The organism is Paenibacillus albicereus (genome assembly GCF_012676905.1).
In the GTDB taxonomy this organism is placed as follows: domain Bacteria; phylum Bacillota; class Bacilli; order Paenibacillales; family Paenibacillaceae; genus Paenibacillus_O; species Paenibacillus_O albicereus.
Window position 1 is genome coordinate 2,881,168 of record NZ_CP051428.1, and the last position, 22,033, is coordinate 2,903,200.

20 protein-coding genes are annotated in these 22,033 nt (G+C 64.1%); 3 read left to right on the forward strand and 17 right to left on the reverse strand.

The annotated features are described in order from the left end of the window. Positions 1-8: 8 nt before the first annotated feature. The 7 genes from HGI30_RS12805 to HGI30_RS12835 form a co-directional block, all read right to left on the reverse strand. A complete protein-coding gene (locus tag HGI30_RS12805) occupies positions 9-842 on the reverse strand; it encodes a sugar ABC transporter permease (protein ID WP_168907913.1) in 834 nt (277 codons plus the stop codon). Beyond that, entirely contained in the window at positions 839-2,149 is a 1,311-nt protein-coding gene (locus HGI30_RS12810) for a carbohydrate ABC transporter permease (RefSeq protein ID WP_168907914.1), read from the reverse strand. The genes HGI30_RS12805 and HGI30_RS12810 overlap by 4 nt, the downstream gene beginning before the upstream one ends. A 106-nt stretch (positions 2,150-2,255) precedes the next feature. Beyond that, entirely contained in the window at positions 2,256-3,566 is a 1,311-nt protein-coding gene (locus tag HGI30_RS12815; RefSeq protein ID WP_168907915.1) for a sugar ABC transporter substrate-binding protein, read from the reverse strand. A 327-nt stretch (positions 3,567-3,893) separates the two neighbouring features. Next, the gene (locus HGI30_RS12820; RefSeq protein WP_168907916.1) at positions 3,894-6,176 is read right to left on the reverse strand and encodes an alpha-amylase family glycosyl hydrolase; all 2,283 of its coding nucleotides are present in this window, start codon (positions 6,174-6,176) and stop codon (positions 3,894-3,896) included. 149 nt (positions 6,177-6,325) lie between these two features. Next, complete coding sequence (locus tag HGI30_RS12825) at positions 6,326-7,348, reverse strand: LacI family DNA-binding transcriptional regulator (protein ID WP_168907917.1); 1,023 nt, start codon at positions 7,346-7,348, stop codon at positions 6,326-6,328. A gap of 325 nt (positions 7,349-7,673) precedes the next feature. After that, positions 7,674-8,378: a G1 family glutamic endopeptidase gene (locus HGI30_RS12830; RefSeq protein ID WP_168907918.1), complete on the reverse strand. Its 705-nt coding sequence runs from the start codon at positions 8,376-8,378 to the stop codon at positions 7,674-7,676. A 154-nt stretch (positions 8,379-8,532) separates the two neighbouring features. After that, positions 8,533-10,020 (reverse strand): DUF2515 family protein, encoded by a 1,488-nt coding sequence (locus HGI30_RS12835; protein ID WP_168907919.1) that lies wholly within the window; start codon positions 10,018-10,020, stop codon positions 8,533-8,535. Positions 10,021-10,145: 125 nt separating this feature from the next. Between HGI30_RS12835 and HGI30_RS12840 the strand changes: the two genes are divergently transcribed. Further along, on the forward strand, positions 10,146-10,820 hold the full coding sequence (locus HGI30_RS12840; RefSeq protein WP_168907920.1) for an SOS response-associated peptidase: 675 nt from the start codon (positions 10,146-10,148) through the stop codon (positions 10,818-10,820). A 130-nt stretch (positions 10,821-10,950) separates the two neighbouring features. Here the strand turns inward: HGI30_RS12840 and HGI30_RS12845 are convergent, their stop codons facing one another. From HGI30_RS12845 to pcaD, 3 genes are all read right to left on the reverse strand, one after another. Next, on the reverse strand, positions 10,951-11,886 hold the full coding sequence (locus HGI30_RS12845; RefSeq protein ID WP_168907921.1) for a TauD/TfdA dioxygenase family protein: 936 nt from the start codon (positions 11,884-11,886) through the stop codon (positions 10,951-10,953). 410 nt (positions 11,887-12,296) lie between these two features. After that, the gene (locus tag HGI30_RS12850) at positions 12,297-13,379 is read right to left on the reverse strand and encodes a YeiH family protein (RefSeq protein WP_168909870.1); all 1,083 of its coding nucleotides are present in this window, start codon (positions 13,377-13,379) and stop codon (positions 12,297-12,299) included. Between the two features lie 358 nt (positions 13,380-13,737). Continuing rightward, positions 13,738-14,553, reverse strand: a complete 816-nt coding sequence (pcaD, locus tag HGI30_RS12855) for a 3-oxoadipate enol-lactonase (RefSeq protein ID WP_168907922.1) — start codon at positions 14,551-14,553, stop codon at positions 13,738-13,740. Positions 14,554-14,701: 148 nt separating this feature from the next. On the opposite strand from pcaD, the gene HGI30_RS12860 reads away from it, so the two are divergent. Continuing rightward, entirely contained in the window at positions 14,702-15,145 is a 444-nt protein-coding gene (locus tag HGI30_RS12860) for an Lrp/AsnC family transcriptional regulator (protein ID WP_168907923.1), read from the forward strand. Between the two features lie 80 nt (positions 15,146-15,225). Here HGI30_RS12860 and HGI30_RS12865 read toward each other — a convergent pair whose 3' ends face one another. From HGI30_RS12865 to HGI30_RS12885, 5 genes are all read right to left on the reverse strand, one after another. Next, entirely contained in the window at positions 15,226-15,513 is a 288-nt protein-coding gene (locus HGI30_RS12865) for a stage VI sporulation protein F (RefSeq protein WP_168907924.1), read from the reverse strand. A gap of 107 nt (positions 15,514-15,620) precedes the next feature. Then, positions 15,621-17,684 carry an ATP-dependent DNA helicase RecG gene (gene recG / locus HGI30_RS12870; protein ID WP_168907925.1) on the reverse strand — a complete coding sequence of 688 codons (2,064 nt, stop codon included), beginning with the start codon at positions 17,682-17,684 and terminating at the stop codon, positions 15,621-15,623. Further along, positions 17,681-18,538: a DegV family protein gene (locus HGI30_RS12875; protein WP_168907926.1), complete on the reverse strand. Its 858-nt coding sequence runs from the start codon at positions 18,536-18,538 to the stop codon at positions 17,681-17,683. Before HGI30_RS12875 ends, recG begins: the two co-directional genes overlap by 4 nt. An 82-nt stretch (positions 18,539-18,620) precedes the next feature. Then, positions 18,621-20,381: a DAK2 domain-containing protein gene (locus tag HGI30_RS12880; RefSeq protein WP_168909871.1), complete on the reverse strand. Its 1,761-nt coding sequence runs from the start codon at positions 20,379-20,381 to the stop codon at positions 18,621-18,623. A gap of 59 nt (positions 20,382-20,440) precedes the next feature. Further along, on the reverse strand, positions 20,441-20,800 hold the full coding sequence (locus HGI30_RS12885; protein ID WP_168907927.1) for an Asp23/Gls24 family envelope stress response protein: 360 nt from the start codon (positions 20,798-20,800) through the stop codon (positions 20,441-20,443). 290 nt (positions 20,801-21,090) lie between these two features. Here HGI30_RS12885 and rpmB point away from each other — a divergent pair, with 290 nt between their 5' ends. Continuing rightward, entirely contained in the window at positions 21,091-21,279 is a 189-nt protein-coding gene (gene rpmB, locus HGI30_RS12890; RefSeq protein WP_048748286.1) for a 50S ribosomal protein L28, read from the forward strand. A gap of 174 nt (positions 21,280-21,453) precedes the next feature. On the opposite strand, the gene spoVM is transcribed toward rpmB, so the two are convergent. Both spoVM and HGI30_RS12900 read right to left on the reverse strand, forming a co-directional pair. Beyond that, positions 21,454-21,534, reverse strand: a complete 81-nt coding sequence (spoVM, locus tag HGI30_RS12895) for a stage V sporulation protein SpoVM (protein WP_168909872.1) — start codon at positions 21,532-21,534, stop codon at positions 21,454-21,456. A 232-nt stretch (positions 21,535-21,766) separates the two neighbouring features. Continuing rightward, positions 21,767-22,033: a hypothetical protein gene (locus HGI30_RS12900; RefSeq protein WP_168907928.1), complete on the reverse strand. Its 267-nt coding sequence runs from the start codon at positions 22,031-22,033 to the stop codon at positions 21,767-21,769.

Sequence of the window (22,033 nt, forward strand, 5' to 3'; positions counted from 1 at the left end):
CAGCCGGATCAGCCCTTGGACGCGCCGGACATCATGCCCTGCACGAGGAAGCGCTGCAGGAAGAAGAACAGCAGCGTGATCGGCACGGCGATCAGCACCGCGCCGGCGGCGAACAGCGTGAAGTTGCTGTTCTGGTAGGAGTTGACGAGATCCCACATGCCCACGGCGAGCGTCCAGTTCTCCTTCGTGCGCAGCACGAGGCGGGCGAAGATGAAGTCCACCCACGCGCCGGTGAACGTCGTCAGCGCGACGTACGTCAGCATCGGCTTGGACAGCGGCAGCATGATTTTCATGAATACCTGCAGGTGCGTCGCGCCGTCGATGCGGGCCGCCTCGTCGAGGCTGCGCGGAATCGTGTCGTAGAAGCCCTTGACGACGAAGCCGCCGAGCACCGAGCCCGCCGAGTAGACGAGGATGAGCGCCGCATGCGTGTCGAGCAGGTTGAGCTGCAGCAGGAAGATGAAGATCGCGATCATGCTCATGAAGCCCGGGAACATGCCGAGCACGAGCATCGTCGTGAGCATGTTCTTGCGGCCGCGGAAGCGGAAGCGGGACAGGGCGTACATGCTCAGCGTGATGAGGATCGTGGAGAAGATCATCGTCAGCGTCGCGATTTTGAGCGTGTTCAGGTACCAGCGGCCGTATTGGAAGCTCGGGTTGTTGAACAGCTCCTTGTAATGCGCGAGCGTGAACGCATCCGGGATCAGGGTTTCGCTGTACAGCGACGTGCCGGGCCGCAGCGAGGAGAGGAAGATCCAGAGCGCCGGATAGATCGCCGTGATCGCGATCGCGACCAGCAGGACGTACTTGAGCACGAGAAAGATCGTCGAGCGCGTTCTCATTGAATCATGTCCTCCTCTTTGAACGACCGCGTGCGCCTGTAGTTCCAGATGGAGAAGGACGCCACGATCAGGAATATGATGATGCCGATGGCCGAGGCCATGTTGAACTGGCTGTTGTTGAGCGTCAGCTTATACAGCCAGGTGACGAGCAGGTCGGTGCTGCCGGCGTACTGGTAGTTGCCGTTGACCGGATCGCCGTTGGTGAGCAGGAAGATGACGTTGAAGTTGTTGATGTTGCCCGCGAACGCCGTAATCAGGATCGGCGCGGTCGAGAACAGGATGAACGGCATCGTGATGATGCGGAACTTTTGGAAGCCGGTCGCGCCGTCCACGTCGGCCGCCTCGTACATATCCTTCGGAATCGCCGTCAGGATGCCGAGAATGAGCACCATCGTGACCGGGATGCCGATCCACATGTTGACGATGATGACCGTCACCTTGGCCCAGAACGGATCGGTCAGCCACGGCAGCTTGCCGAGGCCGAAGTAGCCGAGGTACTGGTTGATCGGTCCGAATTGGCCGTTGAACAGGTTGCGCATGGCGAGCAGCGAGATGAGCTGCGGAATCGCATAGGGCAGGATGAAGATCGTGCGCCACATCTTCTTGAAGCGCACGCCCTTGGACTCGATCAGCAGCGCCACGAGGATGCCGCCGAAGTATGTCGTGACCGTCGCGATGACGGCCCAGATGATCGTCCAGGTGAAGACGCCGACGAACGTGCCGCTCCACGTCTTGAGCGTGAGCAGGTTGGCGAACGTGCCGAAGCCGACCCAGTCGACGAGCGACTTCGGCGGAATGTGGTTCGGCGAGGCGTAGTTCGTGAACGCCAGCATGATCATGAACACGATCGGCATGATCGTCAGGAACAGCACTCCCGCCGCCGGGATCGACAGCATGAGATGCGGGAACTTCTTATCCGTTACATAAGCGAACGTCTCCTTGAACGAAGCCGGCTTCTTTCCCGCGTCGCGGGCAGCTCCGGTCCGGTAGGCGTCGCGGATATTCATGATGTAGATAGCGAGGAAAATGGCGAACAGAAACAGCGTAATCAGTCCGCTGATGAGCAGGTAGATCGAGTGGTCCCCTTCGACGCGGACCGTGACTTTCCCGACTTTCTCGAAACCTTGGGTCTTTTCTCCGAGCGTATAGACGCCCCAGATGGCCTTGCCCAGATTCGGCAAAAACGTGAATATAGCCAGCGCTTCAACGGCTGCGATAAGCAAGCCTTTGAGGTATTGGCGGTTGTACAGCTGTCCTAGGCCCATGAAGAGCGTGGACAGCACGGCTGCGAGGCTACGATGGCGCATCCTGCCGGCTCCCTCCCTTGTCTATCTGTAACTCCATCCCAATGAACAGGGCCCGCCGGCAGCTTTCGCTGTCCGGCGGGCTTGCTTGCTCATGCGGTCCGCTCGCTTACTTCGGAGCGGCTCCGTTGTTGGCGTCCTTGATCTGCTGAACGGCGTTGTCGAGAGCCGTTTTCGCATCCTTGCCTTCGTTCCACACGTCGGACAGAGCGGCGCCGACCGGGCTCCAGACGTTGCCCATTTCCGGAATGGACGGCATCGGCGTCGACTGGTTGAACTGCTCCAGGAAGCCTTTGACGATCTCGTTGCTCTGTACGGAAGGATCGTTTGCCGCATCCTTGTTGGCCGGCAGCGCGCCCGTCATCTCGAAGTTCTTGAGCTGGGCTTCCTTCGTGGACGTGAAGTTCGCGAACAGGCGAGCCGCGTTCGGGTACTTCGAGAAGGAGTTGACGTACCAGGCCTTGATGCCGGAGAAGGAAGAGGCCGGCTTGCCGTTGATCGACGGCAGCGGAGCGACGCCGAAGTCGATGCCCGCGTTGCGGTACTCGGCCGTCGTCCATGGACCGTTGATGTCCATCGCCAGCGTGCCGTTCATGAACAGGCCTTTCTTGATGTCATACGTGATGTCGCCGGAGTTCAGCGGCAGCAGCTTGCTCTTCAGCGAGCCGTAGTAGGTCATGCCTTCGACCGCGCCTTCGTTGTTCAGGCCGATGTCGTCCTTGTTCTGGCCGTTGTCGCCGTAGATGTAGCCGCCGGTGGACAGGAACGGATAGTTGAAGTACAGGTTGCCGACTTCCCACATGAGGGCGTATTTGTTCGCCTTCGGATCGTTGTAGGTCTTGGCGAACGCTTCGATCTCCTCGAACGTCTTCGGAGGCGTCGGCATGAGCTTCTTGTTGTAGAACAGCGCGTACGTCTCGACCGAGCGCGGGTAGCCGTACAGCATGCCGTCGTACGTCACGGCGTTCAGCGCGATTTCGGAGCTGGCCGCTTTGGTCTCTTCCTCGAAGTAGTCGTTCGGCAGCACGAGGCCGGCGGATACCGCCTTGCCGAGGTTGTCATGCGGGAACAGCACGACGTCGGCGCCGAGGCCGGCCGGACCGTCGTTGATCAGCTTGTTGACCTGGTCGCCTGCGCCCAGCTCCTCGAACTTCACTTCGACGCCGTATTTCTCGGTGAACTCCTTGGCGATCGCCTCGACGAACGGACGCTCCTCCTTGCTCTCCCACACGAGCAGGGACGCGCCTTCCTCCGGCTGCAGCTCTTCGGCTGCCGCGCCTCCGGCATCGGCGTTCGCCGCCGGGCTCGGAGCGGTGCTGGCTGCAGGCTCTGCCGAGTTGCCTCCATTGCCGCCGTTGTTGCCGCAAGCCGATACGAGCGCCATCGCTGCGACCATCGTCCATACATAAGTCTTTTTCATGTTGTACTGACCCCTTTCGTATGTTCCAGCCTAAAAATCCGGGAAAGAAAGACCGAAATTCGATGAAAATGCGCAAACGTTTGCAAATTTTGCAAAAAAGCGCCATCTTTGTCGAACGGGTCTCTCTCTCCCTGAACTTGCGCTTTTGACCGCCGTTATGAAAGCGGTTCATTCATTGCCTCATCCATCATACATCAGCAAAACTGGTTTGTTAAATCGTTTGCACTGCTTGTTTTACCGTTATAAACGCTATTTTACTCTATCTTACGCTTTATAGCTCTGTTTTACGCATGATATCTCTTTTTTTGAATCGTTTGTCCCTCTAGCCTATTGCCAGGTATAAACGACCGTATCGGCCGAGCCGGACGCCGGCGCGGTGAACGTTCGGTTCGAGCCGCCTTCCCAGACGACATTGCCGCTCGCGTCCTTCTTGACGAACTTGAACTGGAACGTCGCTCCCTTCGGCACGCTGACCGGGAGGAACCAGACCGGATAGTTCGGATTCATCATCGCCTCGGTGGACTTGGCCGCATTCCAGCTGCCGAGCTCCGCGATGCTGCCGACGAGATGGATGTTCTGTCCCGGCGTAGTCGTCGCGTTGACCTTGAAGATGACCTGCACCTGGTCGTCGGTGAGCACGTCGTACACGAAGGAGTTGCTGACATTGCTGCCCTTGGTCACCGTAATCGCCTGCGAGCCGGCAGCGACGGCCGGTACGACCGCTTCGATGAACGTATCGCTGCTGCTGACGACGGTCGCTGTCGTCGTGCCGAACTTCACGACCGGAGAGCTGCCGAGGCCGGTGCCGTAGATGTAGACCGTATTGCCCGGACGGCCGGACGTGGAGACGACGTCGCCGATGCGCGGCACCGTCGTGCCGAGGGATGGATTGTACGACCAGACGCTCACCTGTCCGCCGGCGAGCGTGAAGCTGCCGATCTTGTTCTGGCCGGACACGTTCGTGACGGTTGCCGAGCCTCCGGACAGCAGGCCGCCCAGCGTATCGGCGTAGGTGCCCGCCGGCAGCGTCGTGTTGATCGCCGGCACGGTGAAGCTCGTGTTCGGCTGGCGGTTCACGGCGACGATGACCTGCTTGTCGTAGAATTGGCGCTGGTAGACGAGCACGTCATTCGTGCTGTACAGCACCGAGGTCGTGCCGTAGGCGACCGCCTCGTTGGACTGGCGGAGCGCCGACAGGCTCTTGATGACCTTGTACGCGGTCGAGTTCTGGTTGAACGTCGCCGCCTTCTCCATGAAGACGCGGCCCGCGATGTCGCTGCTGTCCGCCGACGACAGGTACTGCTCGGTGCCGTAGTAGATGTTCGGCGTGCCGCGGCTCGTCATGAGCGTCGCCAGCGCGGCGTGGTAAGGCTTGTCGTTCGGCTGGATGTAGCGGAAGCGCGTGACGTCGTGGTTGTCGAGGAACGTCACGGCCTGGTTCTCGTACGAGTAGTCGGCGCTCGTCGTCAGCAGCATGTTGCCGAAGCTGCTCATCGTCTCGGAGAAGCTGCCGAACGCGTTGGTCGACGCGCGGAAATACTCGAAGTCGAGGTTGTTGACGCCGGTACGGTCCGGGAACGTGCGGTACTCGTCGTACTTCGGATCGGGACGCGAGATGAAGAATTCCCCGAAATGGGTCATCGGGCCGCCGGCGGCGGAATCGATCGCGTCCTTCAGTCCTTTGGTGAAGGCCGGGTTCATGTGCAGCGTGGCGTCATGCCGGAAGCCGTCGACGCCCTTGGATTTCCAGAACGTCGCGGCCTTTTCCAGGTGGGCGATGACCGCGCTGTTCTCCTGCGAGAAGTCGGCCAGCGAGCCGAGATCCTTTTGGCGGAAGCCGTAGCGGGAGCTGTCGCTGCCGCGGTCGCCTAGCCCGTGGAACCAGCCGTTCACGTCGTTGTTCGGATCGGCGAGCAGGTTGTCGGTCTTGCCGTCGCCGTTCGCGTCCAGCAGGTCGCCGTTCGCGTTGAACTGATAGGCGCCGGAGGCGTTCTTGTCCGGCTCGTACAGCTTGCCGTCCTCGGCGCTGTAGCCGCTCGTCGGGTTCTGCCAGCGGCTCGTGTGGTTCGTGACGAAGTCGATGACGAGCTTCATGCCCTGGGCATGGAGCGCGTCGCGCAGTCCCTCGAAGTCCTTCATCAGGCCGAAATGCTTGTTCGTCGCGAAGTAATTGCGCACGTGATAGCCGTGGAAGCTGGTCCAGCGGTTGAGGCCGCCGCCCGACTGGTAGTCGTTGATGGCCGTATCCCGGTTGGCATATGGCGCGGAGATCCATACCGCCGTGACGCCCATGTTCTTCAGGTATGGAATTTTGTCGATGATGCCCTTCCAGTCGCCGCCTTGGTACAGCTTGAGGTCGTTGCCGTCGCCGCGTCCGTCGCCGTTCGCGTCGTCGAACAGCGTCGGATCGAAGCCGGCCGGCTTGTTGTTCGTCGTATCGCCGTCCGCGAACCGGTCCGTAATGATCTGGTACACCGTGTCCTTCGGCGTGACCGGGCTGAGCGCCCCGGATGCTGTAAGCGCTTCCGCTTTAGGCGGATGAACCGCTCCCGCCGGCAGGGCCACCCCGGCCGCCAGTACGGCAATCGTCAATTTTTTCCACACTTTCACTTCGTCAACACTCCCCGCTAGAATGGATAGTCGTACGAGAACTCCTTGCGAGCTCCGGTAAGCCGAACGTTAACCCCCTCACCTCCTTTCGTTGTTCGGATCCATTCGAATGTCGCGGGCAGCAAACGGCGGCTTGGGAGCGGCAGCGGCTAGCGGGACGGCGGCGCCGTGCTCTGGCGCGGCACGAGCTCGACGCCGAGCGTCACGCGCCGCTCCGCGAGCGGATCCCGCTCCAGCTGGGCCGTCAGCAGGCGGACCGCGGTCCGTCCTTTTTCGACGATGTCCTGCCGCACCGTGGTGAGCGCGGGGATGCAATAGCGCGCCCGCTCGTCATCGTCGAAGCCGACGACGGAGATGTCGCGCGGCACGCTGATGCCGAGATCATGCAGCCCCTTGACGAGGCCGATCGCCGTCATGTCGGACAGGGCGAACACGGCGGTGATGCCGCCGGTCTTGGCCCCGATGCGCGAGGCGGCGCGGTAGCCGCCGAGCGAGGAGGTCGGCTCCTCGTAGACGAGCTCCGGGCGGTAGGGAACCCCCGCTTCCTCCAGCGCCCTCCGGTATCCTTGCCAGCGGCAGTAGTTGACGCCGCCCTCCAGCAGCACGCCGGTCAGCAGAGCGATCCGCTCGTGGCCGAGCGACAGCAGATGCTTGGTGCCGATATAGCCGCCGAGCTCGTCGTCCAGCACGACCTGGTAGTAGCTGGGATCGTCGACGAGGCTGTCCATGAACACGCACGGCACCCCGAGGCGCAGCATGCTCTCCACGACTTCCGTCCGGGCGAACGCCCCGACGAAGATCAGGCCGTCCAGATGCTGCTCCCGCACGAACGAGAACGTCTCGTCCGGGCCGATGCCGATGAGGATGACATGCAGCTTGACCCCGCGCGCGCTCTCCTCGATGCCGCGGACGAGATGCCAGTAGAACGGATTGTCCTGCAGGCGGCCCTTCTCCAGCAGCGGGACGACGACGGCGATCAGGGAGGACTGCTTGTCCTTGAGCGTGCGCGCGGAAGCGCTCGGCGCGAAGTCGAGCTGGCCGATCGCCCGCTCCACCTTGCGGCGGGTCTCGGTCGAGACGCGTCCGGTGCCGTTGATGACGTTGGACACCGTCGCGATGGACACTTGGGCCAGCTTGGCGACATCTTTGATCGTAACGCGACTGGCGCTCATGCTTGGTTGCTCCTTTAGATGAAACGTTTCATCTGCTGACGCAGACATCCCTCCTCAGATGAGGACAAATTGGTTTCATGTATCGTTAGGTTAGGTGATTAAACGTTTCACACCCTGATGATAATCGGCGGCTCGAATTTTGTCAACGGGAAAATGAAAGCGCATTCTGTATGCGGAAAGCGACCGTTGGCCCGGCATCAGCCGCTTCAAGCGCCCCTGGCCCTGCTGGCCCCCTCGTCCCGGCCCGGCCGCAGCCGTTCCGGATGGATTCACTCTCCTAAGCCGAAAAGGACGCCTGCCGGCTTTCGCGGCAAGCGTCCTTTTCTCAAGACTTGTTCTGGCGAATCCGCACGCTGCGCACGACGAAGCCGTCGCCCGCCGCGTTCGGACGCGAGGGCAGCGCGCGGATGCAGCGGCCTTGCACGAGAATGCCCCGCTGGGACAGCCGGAGGCCGGGATTGCGGCCGTCGACGCGGCAGCGGCAGAAAGGCAGCGGCGTGATGCGGGCGAACGACGTGATGTCGCCCCCCACCTGCGGCGCCTCCACGATCCATTCGGCCGAGCGCTGCGGGCCGCGATACGTCTGGACGGTGCGGAACGTCCAGCCGCGCGTGACGTTCCGCAGCACGATCGACCAGCGGCTGCCGCCCTTGCGGGCGATGCGAGCGGCCATGACGTCGCCGGGGCGGACCGGATGCGGAATGCGCGTCTCCGCGGCGGGCAGGATTTCCCACCAGGCGTAATACTCCGCGCGTCCGTCGACATCGTCATGGGCGGTGCCTGTCTGGATCAGGTTGCTGTTGCTATAGCCGTCGATGCCGATCCATGCCGACGAATAAGTGGAGCGGGCCGTCGGGCGCGCGACCGGCACCGTCCAGCGGGCGGAGATGCTGGAAAAGGCGCCGCGCGCGCCTTCGATGGCGTAGCCGCTCCAGTTGCCGGAGCTCCAGTTGGCGCGCGCGGCTTTCTTTTGCACGCGCAGCCTGCGGCATGGCGGGTGCAGGCTGGCGATGCGGGTACGGACGGGCATCGGTTCACATCCTTAACGGAAGGATGCTCTATTCGATGCGCCTCGCGCTTCGCCCGCCTGTACGGACGCCCTTGGCAGGCTCGGCTTTTTCGAGCGGCCCTGCTGCATGAACTGCCGCTCCCAATCGGACAGCTGCTCGTCAGGTCCCAGCCCGTCAGCCCGGCTTCGGCCCGAAGCCGGAGCCGGAGGCGGCGAGCACGGCCAGCTCCACCTTGCCGAGCGCGATGCGGTAGTCCGCCGTCAGCTCGAATCGGTCCGGCAGCGGGAGCGCCCGGAAATACGGCAGCACGTCCTCCGGCCCTTGGAACCAGTCGCCGGGCTCGGGATCGTCCACCGGGCGGTCCGACCACGCGGCCGACAGCGGCGGGCTGTACAGCGGCTCTGCTCCCGGCAGCAGCCGGCCCCCGCGCAGCCGCTCGCGGTAGGCGCCGGGAGCTCCATGCCGGACCGGCGCGTACAGATCCGGCGCGTAGTCCGACCTCGATCCCGTATGCCGCGTCGCCTTGACGAAGGCGAGCGCGCCTTTGGCGACGCCCGGAACCGCGAACAGCATCGCATACAGCCGCTTGCCGAACTCGATGCGCTCGTGCAGGTCGGAGAAGTCCTCGAGGATGAGCCCGGCGACGAGCGGGTCGCCTCCCTCGTCCTTGCCGTACGGGAACAGCACCTGGTTGAGCTGCAGCACCGACTGCATGCCGAAGAAGAACGTGTTCAGCACCTTGCGCCGATAATACGGATTCTGCACGACCCGCTCCTCGATGAAATGCTGCTCGTTGACGATCAGCCCGACCGTCAGCGGCACCGCGTCGCCGGTGCGCAGGAACTGCTGCCAGACGGGCCGCATGAATGCGGACACGCCGAGCTTCGGCAGCAGATGCAGCAGGTTGCGCCGCGTGCGGCGGCATTCCTCGTAGAGCAGCAGCTGCGGATAGGCATCGTGGAAAATAAGCGCGTTCGCCCGCTCCAGCATGCCGAACGTGCAGCGCCGCTTCTGCAGGTCGAGCAGCCGGGGCAGCCATTCGCCCTGCAGGTCGGCCATGTTCCAGCCGCCGTTGCGCGAGACGAGATGCGCAAGCAGCGCCCAGTGCACCTCCGGACGGCGCAAATAGAACGCGCGGTACGCCTCCGTCCGCGTCACGTTGTTGCGGTTCAGCCGCGCCGTCTCCGCGCGCAGCCGCTGCACGAGCGCGGCATCGCCGGCCGGTCCGGCCGGAAGCGCCGGCGGAGCGCCGAGCGCGGCGGCCGCCTCCGCGCTCCACGCGGGACTGGCCTTCGGCAGTCCCGCCCATGCGGCGGCCTTACCGCCCGCCGGCGCGCTTGCCGCCGGGAGTGTCGCGGCTCCATCGGCCGCAGCCTTGGCCTTGGCGGCGGTGCGCTCCAGCTTGCGCCACGCGGCGCGCAGCTCCGCGACGGCGGGTGCCGCCAGCGCGAGCGGCGGCGAGCCGGCCGCCAGCGCCGCGGCCGCCTTGCGGCTGCGCCGCTTGCCGGCGGCATACGCATAGGCGGCCGCCGGCAGCGCCACCGGCAGCAGGAGCAGCTCCAGCAGCCGATGGCGCTGCGGCTCCGCAGCTTTTCCCGGCGCAGAGGGATGGCTCTGCGTACCGTTTCCTTGCCCGTTTTCCGAACCCGATCCAGCCTCCATCACGCTCTGCCTCCCGCTCTCTCGACGATCTGTTATGAAGTATAGTCGGGAAAGGGGCCGCTTAACCCCGGGACGGGCTTGCGGTATACTGGAAGCAACGGCAGCAACGGAAGGAGCGGGGAACGATGTGCGGACGCTACACGCTGACCGTCACGCTCGAGGAGCTGATGCTGCGCTTCCTGATCGGCCAAGGAGGAGCGGCGGACTACGAGCCGAGGTACAATATCGCGCCGGCCCAGATGGTGCTGGCGATCATCCACGACGGAGAGAAGAACCGGCTCGGCGAGCTCAAATGGGGACTCGTCCCTCCGTGGGCCGACGATCCGAAGATCGGCAGCCGCATGCTCAACGCCCGCTCTGAGACCGCCGCGGCCAAGCCCGCCTTCCGCGAGCCGCTGCGGCGCAAGCGCTGCCTCATCCCGGCGGACGGCTTTTACGAATGGCAGCAGCGGGACGGGGGCAAGCAGCCGCTGCGCATCACGCTCAAGAACGGCGAGCCGTTCGCGATGGCGGGCCTGTACGAGACCTGGATTTCGCCGGAGGGGGAGAAGCTGTCCACCTGCACCGTGCTGACGACGGAGCCGAACGAGCTGATGCGCCCGATTCATGACCGGATGCCGGTCATCCTGCGCCCCGAGGACGAGGCGCTCTGGCTCGACCGCGGCATGCGCGATCCGCAGCGGCTGCAGCCGCTGCTCCGCCCGTATCCGCCGGAGGAGATGCGGGCGTATCCCGTGCGGCGCGAGGTCGGCAGCGTGCGCAGCCAAGGCCCGGCCTGCATCGAGCCGCTGCTGAGCTAGCCTCGCCCGCCCTTCCCGCTCCGCAGAAAAAGCTCCTTGCCCGCCTGTCCGCGGGCAAGGAGCTTTTTGCCGTTCCGATCCGGATTCGGACGCAGCTGCGCGCCGCCGACTTGCCGCCCGGCAGCCCGCCCTACGCGCTGGCGGGATCGAGCTGCGGCTGCGGGCCGGTCCCCGCGCGGGTACGGCTCCGCTGGCCCTCCACGCTGACCGGCACGTCGCCGGCCAGCGTCACGCGGCGCACGATGCGGCGCTGCTCGCCGTAGTCGTTGACCGCCACATGCTGCGTCGCCCGGTTGTCCCAGATGACGACGTCGCCTTCCTCCCAGCGCCAGCGCACCGTATGGTTCAGCCGCACGACATGCTCCTGGAACAGGTCGAGCAGCTGCCTCGATGCGGAAGCGGATACGTTCAGGACGCGCTTGGCGAAGCTGCCGAGCACGAGCGCCTTCTCGCCCGTATCGGGCAGCACGCGGACGAGCGGATGCTCCGTCTCGTAGACGGTGGAGGCGAACACCTGGCGGTAGTCGCGCTCCTGCTCCAGCGGCACGCCCTTGCGCTGCGCCGCGACCGCATAGTCGAAGTCGTTGCTGTGCACCGCCCACAGCCGTTCGGCCAGCTCCTTCAGCTCCTGCGGCAGGCTTTCGTACGCTGCGGCCGTATTCGCCCATACGGTGTCGCCGCCGGCTTCCGGCACGACGACCGCGCGCAGGATCGAGGCCGACGGATACGCATCGAGGAACGTGATGTCCGTATGCCACTGATCCGCCCGGCCGCCATGCTGCGAATCGACGTCGAGGATATAGCCCGTCCCTTGCTTGGAAGGAACCGTCGGATGGGCGAACGGCTGTCCGAGCCGGGCGGCGAACGCTTCCTGCGCGGCGTCGTCCAGATGGCCCTGGCCGCGGAAGAACAGCACCTTATGCTTGGCGAGCGCTTCGCGCAGCCGGGCGATCTCCTCCTCCCCGAGCCGGTCCGACAGCACGATGCCGCTCACCTCCGCTCCCGTCGCCGGCGTGACCGGCCGAATATCCCATGCTCCACCCTGCGCTGCCTGCTGCTCGCTCATCCTCTTCATCCTCCTGATGCCCTTCGTCACGGGGAAAAGCCCAAAAGGCCCATGACAGCTCCTGTACGCTGTCATGGACCTCCGGTTCGACCGGCGGGTCTATTCCCTGTTTTCCGGGCTATTTATTTGGTATTTCTTTGTTCATCCTACCGCTCTTTTCGGCAGCTGTCAATGATTGATTTAATATTCCTACATGAATACTGTGATTAAGATTGCATCCGCTTTTTCATCGCGATTCCCGCCAGCGGCTCCAGCTCCGGCCCCAGCTTGCGCACGAGCCGGTACAGCTCCGTTGCCGACCCACCATCGCCTATAGCGCAGGTCCGCTGGAGAAAGATACCGGAAACGCACCGCCGCCCGCATGCCGCCCGCCAGCCGGGAGCCCGCCCCGTCCGCTTCGCCCCGCCTCGTCATCCTCCCAGTCCGAACAGGCGGACGAGGCCGTAGCCGAGCGCGGAAAGCAGCAGCGAGCCGCCGAAGCCGGCGGCAAATACGCGGCCGCCCAGCCGCCGGAACGTGGCGAAGTCGACGCCGAGCCCCAGTCCCGCCATCCCCATCGCGATCAGCAGGTAAGCTGCCGTCACCAAAGCTTGGGCCGCTTCCTCCGGCACGAAGCCGAGCGTATGGATGCCGCTCGTCGCCAGAAAGCCGAAGATGAACCAAGGCACTTGCACGCGCTGCCCGCCGCCCTCGCGGCCGGCAGCCGCAGCCTGCTGCTCGCCGGAGCGGCGCAGCTTGCGGCGCTGCGTCCACAGCCCGATGAGCAGCGCCGCCGGCACGAGCATCGCCACCCGCGTCAGCTTCACGAGCACGGCCATGTCCAGCGCCTCCTCGCCGTACGGCTCCGCCGCGGCCAGCGCGTGGGCGACTTCATGCAGCGTGGAGCCGGCCCACGCGCCGTAAGCGGCCGAGCCGAGCGGCAGCAGCGGCTGCAGCAGCGTGTATGCGATCGTGAAGATCGTGCCGAGGATCGCGACCGTCGCGGCTGCGACCGCCGTCTCCTCGCCCTTCGCCTTCAGCTGCGGCGCGATCGCCGCGACGGCAGCCGCGCCGCATATCGCCGTGCCGCAGGCGGTCAGCAGGCCGAGCCGGCGGTCCGCCCCGAGCTTGCCGGCCAGCCAGCAGACCAAAGGAATCGTCACCGCGATGTGGATGGCGTCGATCGCCAGCACGCCGGGCCCGGCTGCGGCGATGTCTCCGAGGTTCAGGCGCATGCCGAGCAGGACGATGCCGAGCCGCAGCAGCTGCTTGGAGGAAAAAGCGATGCCGGCGGCCGCATCGTCCGGCACGCCGCCCAGCCATTCGCGGTACGCCATGCCGAGCAGGATGGCCAGCACGAGCGGCCCGAGCACGCCAAGTCCCGGCAGCTCGCCGAGCATCCTGCCAGCAGCGGCCAGCAGCGCGGTCAGGAACAGCCCGGGCAGCAGGCGCGGCCTGCGCCAGGCGGCTCCTCGCCTCCGCGGCCGTCCATCCGCCCTCGCTCCCGCCCGCATCCGCAGCCGTCCATCCGCCCTCGCCTTCGTCCGCATCCGCAGCTGTCCGTCCTCTCCCGCTCCCGCCCGCATCCGCAGCCGTCCATCCGCCCTCGCTCCCGCCCGCATCCGCAGCTGTCCGTCCTCTCCCGCTTTCGCCCGGATCCGCAGCCGTCCGTCCGTTCTCGCTTCCGTCCCGGCATGCCCTCGCTTCGCAACGCTTCCCGCGGTTGCGCCTCCTCCGAGCCCCACACCGCCCTTCCACACCTTCCCCGCCATGCCGCTCGCCTCCAGCCTGCTCTCGCTTGTTGCTATCCACGATACCGCAGCGGGGCCGAGATTCCCAATCCGAATGTCCGATGCGATCGATCAGCATGTCTTATAAGCGGCGCAAAAATTCGGTCACCGCTTCGAGGAAGGCGGATTCCAGCTCCACATTCGGCAGATGGGCCGTGGGCAGGACGATCAGTTCGGCGCCCGGAATCGTCTGGGCCAGCAGCTCTCCATGCTCGGGCAGCGTCACCGGATCCTGCTCGCCCGCGATGACCAGCGTCGGCCGATCGATGAGCGAGGCCGTCCGGCGCATGTCCATGTCGCGGATAGCGGCCCAGCTACCCGCAATGCCCTGCGGCCGAGTGGCGAGCACCATCGCTCGGAACGACTCGACAATCGGATGGTCCAACTTGCGCATGGACGCCGGAAACCAGTTCTTCATAAACATCTCCGCGATCTCGGGCATGCTGTCCGGCTGCAGCACAGCGGCGATCAAGCCTTCCCATTGCTCGGTCGGTCCGAGATGGGAGGCGGTATTGCTCAAGACGAGCCGATCGATTCGCTCCGGTGCGTAGATCGCCATCCATTGCGCCACGATGCCGCCGAGCGACAGCCCCAGAAAATGGACCCGCTCGATTCGCAGCGCGTCGAGCAGCTCGACGACATCCCTTCCCAATCGGTCGAGCGAATACGGCCCTTCTGGCGTATCCGAGCCGCCATGCCCCCGATAATCGTAGCGCAGCAGCCGGAAATGCTCCGTCAGCCGGGCAGCCTGCCCTTCCCACATGTCCATCGAGGTCGCGATCGAATTGGCCAGCAGCAGCACCGGCTTGTCATCTGCTCCCTCGAACCGGTACGCGATCCTCACGCCGTCTCCCGTCGTGAATTCGAGCGCGCCTGGCTTCGTTTCGGTTGTCGTCATGGTCCTATCGTCTCCCTCGTCGGTTTATAGTGACAGTTTACGGAACCGGCTCTACAATCGAAATATGAAATCAACGGAGTTCGGGGGCCAAAACCTTATTTCGATCGGAAGTTCAGGTCCTCGCCCGATGAAAGCGAGGTGGTTCAGCATGGATTCGATCGACTTCAAGATTTTATCGATTCTGCACGACAACGCCAGGATCACGGTCTCGGAGATGAGCCGGACGATCGCGATGTCCCAGCCTGCTGTGACCGAAAGGATAAAAAAGCTGGAGGAGCGCGAGGTGATAACGGGCTACGGAGCCAAGATATCGCCGTCCAAGCTGGGCAAGCACGCGACCGCGTTCGTCTTGTTCAAGTCCGCTTCGTGCAAGGAGTTCGAGGCTTTCGCGGAGGCATCTCCCGAAATCGTCGACCTTTACCGGATCAGCGGCGAATCCAACTACCTCTTCAAGGTCGTGACCGAATCGAGCGCGTCGCTGGAAGCATTCCTCGACTCGTGCCATGCTCTCGGATTCTCCTCTACCCTGGCCGTCCTCTCCACCCGCTTCGAAGACCGAAGCCTGATGGCCGGGAAGGAAGCGTCCACCTAAGCGGTCATGACCAAAAAAAGCGGCTCCGCCCGAAGGCGGAGCCGCTTTTTTGGGGATGCTGCCGGGCCGTTTCCGCCCGTTCAGCGGAACATGCCCCATAGTTTGATGAGATGAAACGTATTGTTCGGATCGATCTTCTGCCCCAGCACGAACTGCACGAGCTGCTCTTCCTGCGCGTCCGTCAGCTTCTCCTGCAGGATGCTGGCGGCGCTTCGGACGAGCTTGCGCACCTTGACGCGATCGGCGAGATCGTACTTGGTCAGCCCGTTCACGAGCAGCTTGATCCGCTCCTTGACGGCCGGGTTCTTCAGCTTCAGCTTGACGCGTTCGACGAATTCGGGCCGGATTCCGTATTTGACGTAGCTCATGCAGCAGGGCACCTCCATCGATTTGGTCGGGCATCCGCCCCTAACCACCGATGTTACTATATGCCCGGGTCAGTCCGGAGTTGCCTCCCCGGCACAGTCCGTTCGCGTCAGTCGAGCTGGCTGCCCTGGAAAATCGGATCCTTGGCGAGGATCGCCCGCAGCGGCGCGTACGCCTCCGCTGTCCAGAAGCCGTCTTCGGCGGCCAGCTCTGCGGCGTCCTCCCGGGCCGCCTCCAGCACGGCGAAGTCCGCCGCCATGTCGGCCAGCTTGAAGTCCGGCATCCCGCTCTGCTTGGTGCCGAAAAAATCGCCCGGCCCGCGCAGCTCCAGATCGCGGCGGGCGACCTCGAAGCCGTCGTCGGTCTCCTGCATGACCGCCATCCGCTCCTTGCCGGTCTCCGTCTTGGGATCGGCGACGAGCACGCAGTACGACGCGTGCGCGCCGCGACCGACCCGGCCGCGCAGCTGATGCAGCTGCGAGAGCCCGAAGCGCTCCGCGTCCATGACAATCATGAGCGTCGCGTTGGGCACGTCGACGCCGACCTCGACGACCGTCGTGGCGACGAGCACCTGCACGTCCGCCGCCGCGAACGCCGCCATGACCTCGTCCTTCTCCGACGCCGTCATGCGGCCGTGCAGCAGCCCGACCTTCAGGTCGGGGAACGCCTGCTGCAGCTGCACGAACTGGTCGATCGCATTTTGCACGTCGAGCTTCTCCGACTCCTCGATGAGCGGGCAGATGACGTACGCCTGGCGTCCGGCATCGATCTCGCGCCGGATGAAGCCGTACACCCGGTCCATCATGCCATGCTTGACCCAATAGGTCTGGATCGGGATGCGCCCCTTCGGACGCTCCTTGATCGTCGAGACGTCCATGTCGCCGAACGCCGTGATCGCCAGCGTCCGCGGGATCGGCGTCGCCGTCATCGTCAGCACGTCCGGACTCGGTCCCTTGCGCCTGAGCACGCTGCGCTGGTTGACGCCGAAGCGGTGCTGCTCGTCGGTGACGACGAGGCCGAGCGAGCGGAACGCCACATCGTCCTGGATGAGCGCATGCGTGCCGATGAGCACGTCGACGAGCCCCATCTGCAAGCCGGCGAGCAGGTCGCGCCGCTTCTTGTCGCTCACGCTGCCCGTCAGCAGCGCCGTCTGCAAGCCCGTCCCTTCGTACAGCCGGGTCAAGGAGCGCATATGCTGTTCGGCCAGAATCTCGGTCGGCACCATGAGCGCCCCCTGATGGCCCGCCTTGACGGCGGCGAGCAGCGCGATCGCGGCGACGACGGTCTTGCCCGCGCCGACGTCGCCCTGCAGCAGCCGGTTCATCGCGAACGGCTGGCGCATGTCCGCGAGAATCTCGTTGACGACCTTTTTCTGCGCGTCCGTCAGCTCGAACGGCAGCGACGCCGCGAACTGCCGGATGACCTCGGGATCGACGCGATGCACGATGCCGTCCGCCTTGCGCCGATTCAGCATCCGATACGCCTGCAGCTTGAGCTGGAACAGGAACAGCTCCTCGTAGACGAGCCGCCGGCGAGCGCCCTGGCCGTCCTTGGGATCTTCCGGATGATGGATATGATAGACCGCCTCGCTTCTCGGCATGAGGCGGTATTTGCGCAGCAGCCGCTCCGGCAGGTTCTCCTCCAGCAGCGGCCCGTACTGCTCCAGCGCCTGGCGGATCGTCTTGCGCATCCACGCCTGCGTGATCGTGCCGCCGACCGAGTACACCGGCTGCAGCGTGCCGGTCTTGGCCGTCCCTTTGTCCGGGAATTCGGAATCGGTGACGGTGATCTGCATGCGCCTTGCATCCCATTTTCCGGTCAGCGTAATTTCACGCCCGAGCTGCAGCTGATCCTTGATGAACATGCGGTTGAACCAGACGGCGGTAATCAGCTGCCCGTCCGCCTCGGCCTTCGCCGTGAGGCGCGTCTTGCCCTTGCCGAAGCGAGCCACCATCGGCAGGCCGCGCAGGATGCCCTGGATCGTGATCTTCTCTCCGTCCTTGGCCTCGGCAAGCGAGCGCAGCCGGTAGTCCTCGTAGCGGAACGGAAAGTAGTTCATCAGATCCAGCGCGGTATAGATGCCAAAGGCGTGAAGCTCCTGCTCCTTCGGAGCGCTCACGCCTTTGATCTGCCTCGCCGGAACGGATTCCGGCGCGACGGATGAATGATTCATTTGCGATGCATGAAGACGGCGACGGTGCCGGGACCGACATGGGCGCCGACAACCGGACCGAGCGTCGTGATGGAAGTAGCCTGAACGTTGAAGCTGGATGTGACCGCTTCCTGCAGGTCCAGAGCGGAGCCTCTCTGATGCGTCCAAGCAAAGTGCACGGCGACCGGCTCCTCCGGCGGGAATTTCTCGCGGAGCATGTCGACGATGCGCTGGATCGCCTTTTTGGAGCCGCGTACCTTGTCCACCGGTACGATGACGCCTGTGGAATCGATCGTCAGGATCGGCTTGATATTAAGGATGGAGCCGATGAGGGCAGAAGCTTTGCCGATCCGTCCGCCTTTTTGAAGGTATTCGAGCGTATCGACGAGGAAGTACAGCTCGGTCTCGCTGCGCATGCGCTCGATCTCCGCCAGGATGTCGTCCTTGGAGCTGCCCTGGCGGGCCATCTCGGCCGCGCGAATGACGAGCATGCCGATGCCGCATGAGGCGCTGCGGGAGTCGAACACGGCGATGTCCGCGTCGCGTTCGATCATCGTGCTCGCGAGCAGGGCCGACTGGTACGTGCCGCTGAACTGCGAGGACAGATGGATGGAGAGGATCGGCCCATCCGGCGACTCGTCCAGCAGCCGTTCGTACACGGCCATGAAGTCGGCCGGGGACGGCTGGGACGTGGTCGGCAAGCCGCTGAACGCGACCAGCTTGTCGTAGAATTCCTCCGACTTCAGCGTGATCGAGTCCAGAAAGGCCTCCGTGCCGAACAGGACCTGCAGCGGCACCATCTCGATGCCGAGCTCCCTTCGAATCTCCTCCGGGATATCCGACGTGCTGTCGGTTACGATGCGAACCTGAGTCATAGGGGCTACCTCCACGGCCTTGCGTCGTTCCGCGCGCGGAACCGCAAGGAATGATATGCCGCTCCAGCGGCGCGGGCTTGGATTATTCGAGGGCGAACAGATACGGATAGAGCGGCTGGCCGCCCTCATGCACCTCGAGCTCGACATCCGGATACGTCTCGGCGACCCAGTCCGCCAGCTCGTCCGTCGCGGACGCGTCGGAGCCCTCGCCCGTGAGGATCGTCAGCAGGTCTCCGCCGTTCTCCAGCAGCTGCCGGATGAGGCCGCGGCACGCCTCCTGGAGGTCCGACTCGGAGATGACGATCCGTTTTTCGACGATGCCGATGAAGTCGCCCTCCTGCACCTCGATGCCGTCGATCTCCGTATTGCGTACCGCTTGGGTGACGCTGCCGGAGCGGACCGCGTCGGCCGCGCCGGCCATGAGCGCGGCATTGCGCTCCGGCGTCTCGCTGTCCTTGAAGGCGAGCACCGCGGCGAGCCCTTGGGGCACCGTGCGGGTCGGAATGACGGAGACGGAGCGCTCGGACAGCTCTGCCGCCTGCTCCGCCGCCAGGATGATGTTGCTGTTGTTGGGGAGCAGGAAGATATGTTCCGCCGGCAGCGAAGCGATCGCCTTGAGGAAGTCCTCGGTGCTCGGATTCATCGTCTGGCCGCCCGAGAGGACGATGTCGACGTTGTTGTCGCTGAAAATGCCGGAGATGCCGTCGCCGATCGCGACCGCGACGATGCCGTACGGCGCCCATTCGTAGGCCGCCTCGGCGATGCCCTGCGGCGAGGAGCCGGTCAGCACCTCGGCTACGGCCAGCGCCTCGTCCGGCGCCAGATCGGTCCCGAGCGCATTGAAGTCGATCTCCTCGCCCACGATCTCCCGATGCTGCTCGCGCATGTTGAGGATGTGCAGCTCGGTCAGCTCGCCGTACTGGTACGCGAGGTTCAGCACGTCGCCGGGACGGCGGGAGTGCACATGCACCTTGACGATCTCGTCGTCGGCGATGACGATGATGGAATCGCCGTCCGCGGCGAGCGCCCGCCGGAACGCGTCCTCATCGAACGCCGGAGCGCCCGGAGGAGCGAGCCGGCGCTTGATGAAGAACTCCATGTCGTAAAAATACTCGATTTCGTTCGTTGAAAGCTGGGCTTGCGCCTTGCCTCCCGCGGAAGGGGATGCCGTTCGGGCGGGCTCGGCCGCGCGCGGAGCGTCCGTCAAATGGCGGAACGGCTCCGACGGAGCGGACTCGCGGGCCGCATCGCCCGGTACCGCCGCGCCGCCCGTCAGGTACTCGAGAAAGCCTTCGTAAATGAGCACGAGGCCCTGGCCTCCGGAGTCGACGACGCCGACCTGCTTGAGCACGGGCAGCAGCTCCGGCGTGCGCTGCAGCGATTCGTTCGCCGCCGCGTAGACCTCCTGCAGGAGAGACTCCATGTCGGAGGCGCGGCGGGCAGCCTGCTGCGCATGACGCGCCGTCTCCCGCGCGACGGTGAGGATCGTGCCCTCCACCGGCTTGACGACGGCCTTGTAGGCCATGTCGACGCCTTGCTGGAGCGCGGCCGCGAATTGCATCGGGTCGGCCTCGTCGAGTCCGGACAGAGCCTTGGCCGTGCCGCGGAACAGCTGGGACAGAATGACGCCGGAGTTGCCGCGAGCGCCCATCAGCAGTCCCTTGGACAGCGCCTCCGCCGTACGGCCGACCGAATCCGAGCGCTTTCCTTGCAGCTCCCGCACCCCGGAGGCCATCGTTAAGTTCATGTTCGTTCCCGTATCGCCGTCCGGAACGGGAAATACATTCAGAGCGTTGACGCGTTCCGCGCCGCGCTGCAGCTTCTCCGCACCGAGCAAAGCCATACCGGCGAAGTCCGAACCATTAATAAAGCGCTTTCCCAAGCAAAATTTCCCCTTCCTGACTAACTGATGACCCGCACGCCCTGGACAAAAATATGGACATGGTCGACCTTGAGGCCGATCACTTCATTCAGTACGTATTTGACCTTGGTCTGGATGTTGTGGGCAACCTCGGAAATCCGGGTGCCGTAGCCGACGATGATGTGCAGGTCGATATGCGTCTCCTCGCTCTCGCGCCGCACCTCGACGCCTCGGGAGAGGTTGTCCCGCTTGAGCAGCTCGGCGATTCCGTCCTTGAGCTGCTTGCGGGATGCCATGCCGACAAGGCCGTAGCATTCCAGCGCCGCCGAGCCCGCGATGACGGCGATTACATCGTCTGTTACGTTGATTTTACCTAATTCGTTGGCAAGCTGCATAGGCATGGCCGGTCACACGCTCCTTCTCTGCGGGCCGTTCGGCTGATGCCGACTGCGCCCAAAGCCCCTGGTTGGCCGGGACTGACCTTCATTGTACTATAAACGGAAGCGATTATGAAGTCTGAAACGCCGTTCTCTTCCGTTTTCGCGTATTTGCGCCGTTTTCCCGCCCGCGCGTCCTGCCAAACGATGGTTGATGAGACGGGCGTTCTATGATAAGATAACCAAGTATGTTTGCCTACGGAATCCTTCGGTTTCGTACTTGCAACCTGCAAGCTGCAAAGGAGGTGTACTGCATGTCTCGCAAATGCTTCGTTACGGGTAAGGCACCCGGCACAGGAAACCACGTTTCCCACGCGAATAACCGCAACCGCCGCACTTGGGGCGTCAACGTTCAGAAGGTCCGCATTCTGGTCGACGGCAAGCCAAAACGCGTTTGGGTCAGCACCCGCGCTCTGAAATCCGGCAAAGTCACTCGTGTATAATCGCACCAAAAACAGCGTTCCGCCGTTCACTAGACGGCAGGAACGCTGTTTTTTTCGTCTTCGCGGCTTTGCTCCCCCGCCGCACGCGAAAAAGAGCGTGCGCCATGCCGGCGCGGCGCTCTTTCGTCGCTCGGGTTCGAAAGTCGGGCGGCCGGCAGCCGCAGTCCCGGACGCTCAGCTCTTTTGGAAGGTGTTCAGGAGCGCCTTGACGAATCCGCCCAGAAATTTCGGCAGCTTGATCGTATAGAACTTCATGCTTCATCCCTCCTCGAAATCGCTGATCGTAGACGGGCAGCACTGCCGGGCCTGCATGTTCATCCCCGTTTCAGGCCGCACGGGCCCATTCCCTCGAAAACAAAAAAGGCTACAAGAACCTAGGTTCATGTAACCATCCTATGCGGACTCGCGGTGTCCTATTCCGAGGGCCGAGCCTAATGGCTGATCGGGTCCATCGCCGCCACCGTTGCCCCTCCCGCAGCTCTGCCGGCTACGGAGCGGTCGGCATGTCGCGGATGAACATCACCATCGTGATGAACAGCACGAACAGGAAGAAGAACGCGAGCGCCGAGACGACGAAGCCGATGCGGCGTCCGAGCGACTCGTGCCGGCGGAAGAAGCGCACGCCCAGCCAAAGCGCGAGGAGCGAGAAGACGAAGCGCAGGACGCTCGGTATGAGCACGAACATGGCCAGCAGCGCTCCGCCGAGCACTCCATACCCGGCGACGGCCGCAATGGTTTTCAGCCTCTCTCCCAT

Coding starts and splice junctions, on each gene's coding strand:
- rpmB (WP_048748286.1), top strand. CDS start 21,091: ATGTCTCGCAAATGCTTCGTTACGGGTAAGGCACCCGGCACAGGAAAC.
- HGI30_RS12835 (WP_168907919.1), bottom strand. CDS start 10,020: ATGGAGGCTGGATCGGGTTCGGAAAACGGGCAAGGAAACGGTACGCAG.
- HGI30_RS12810 (WP_168907914.1), bottom strand. CDS start 2,149: ATGCGCCATCGTAGCCTCGCAGCCGTGCTGTCCACGCTCTTCATGGGC.
- HGI30_RS12860 (WP_168907923.1), top strand. CDS start 14,702: ATGGATTCGATCGACTTCAAGATTTTATCGATTCTGCACGACAACGCC.
- HGI30_RS12830 (WP_168907918.1), bottom strand. CDS start 8,378: ATGCCCGTCCGTACCCGCATCGCCAGCCTGCACCCGCCATGCCGCAGG.
- HGI30_RS12875 (WP_168907926.1), bottom strand. CDS start 18,538: ATGACTCAGGTTCGCATCGTAACCGACAGCACGTCGGATATCCCGGAG.
- recG (WP_168907925.1), bottom strand. CDS start 17,684: ATGAATCATTCATCCGTCGCGCCGGAATCCGTTCCGGCGAGGCAGATC.
- HGI30_RS12885 (WP_168907927.1), bottom strand. CDS start 20,800: ATGCCTATGCAGCTTGCCAACGAATTAGGTAAAATCAACGTAACAGAC.
- spoVM (WP_168909872.1), bottom strand. CDS start 21,534: ATGAAGTTCTATACGATCAAGCTGCCGAAATTTCTGGGCGGATTCGTC.
- HGI30_RS12845 (WP_168907921.1), bottom strand. CDS start 11,886: ATGAGCGAGCAGCAGGCAGCGCAGGGTGGAGCATGGGATATTCGGCCG.
- HGI30_RS12880 (WP_168909871.1), bottom strand. CDS start 20,381: ATGGCTTTGCTCGGTGCGGAGAAGCTGCAGCGCGGCGCGGAACGCGTC.
- HGI30_RS12825 (WP_168907917.1), bottom strand. CDS start 7,348: ATGAGCGCCAGTCGCGTTACGATCAAAGATGTCGCCAAGCTGGCCCAA.
- HGI30_RS12840 (WP_168907920.1), top strand. CDS start 10,146: ATGTGCGGACGCTACACGCTGACCGTCACGCTCGAGGAGCTGATGCTG.
- pcaD (WP_168907922.1), bottom strand. CDS start 14,553: ATGACGACAACCGAAACGAAGCCAGGCGCGCTCGAATTCACGACGGGA.
- HGI30_RS12815 (WP_168907915.1), bottom strand. CDS start 3,566: ATGAAAAAGACTTATGTATGGACGATGGTCGCAGCGATGGCGCTCGTA.
- HGI30_RS12850 (WP_168909870.1), bottom strand. CDS start 13,379: ATGCGGGCGGGAGCGAGGGCGGATGGACGGCCGCGGAGGCGAGGAGCC.
- HGI30_RS12900 (WP_168907928.1), bottom strand. CDS start 22,033: ATGGGAGAGAGGCTGAAAACCATTGCGGCCGTCGCCGGGTATGGAGTG.
- HGI30_RS12805 (WP_168907913.1), bottom strand. CDS start 842: ATGAGAACGCGCTCGACGATCTTTCTCGTGCTCAAGTACGTCCTGCTG.
- HGI30_RS12865 (WP_168907924.1), bottom strand. CDS start 15,513: ATGAGCTACGTCAAATACGGAATCCGGCCCGAATTCGTCGAACGCGTC.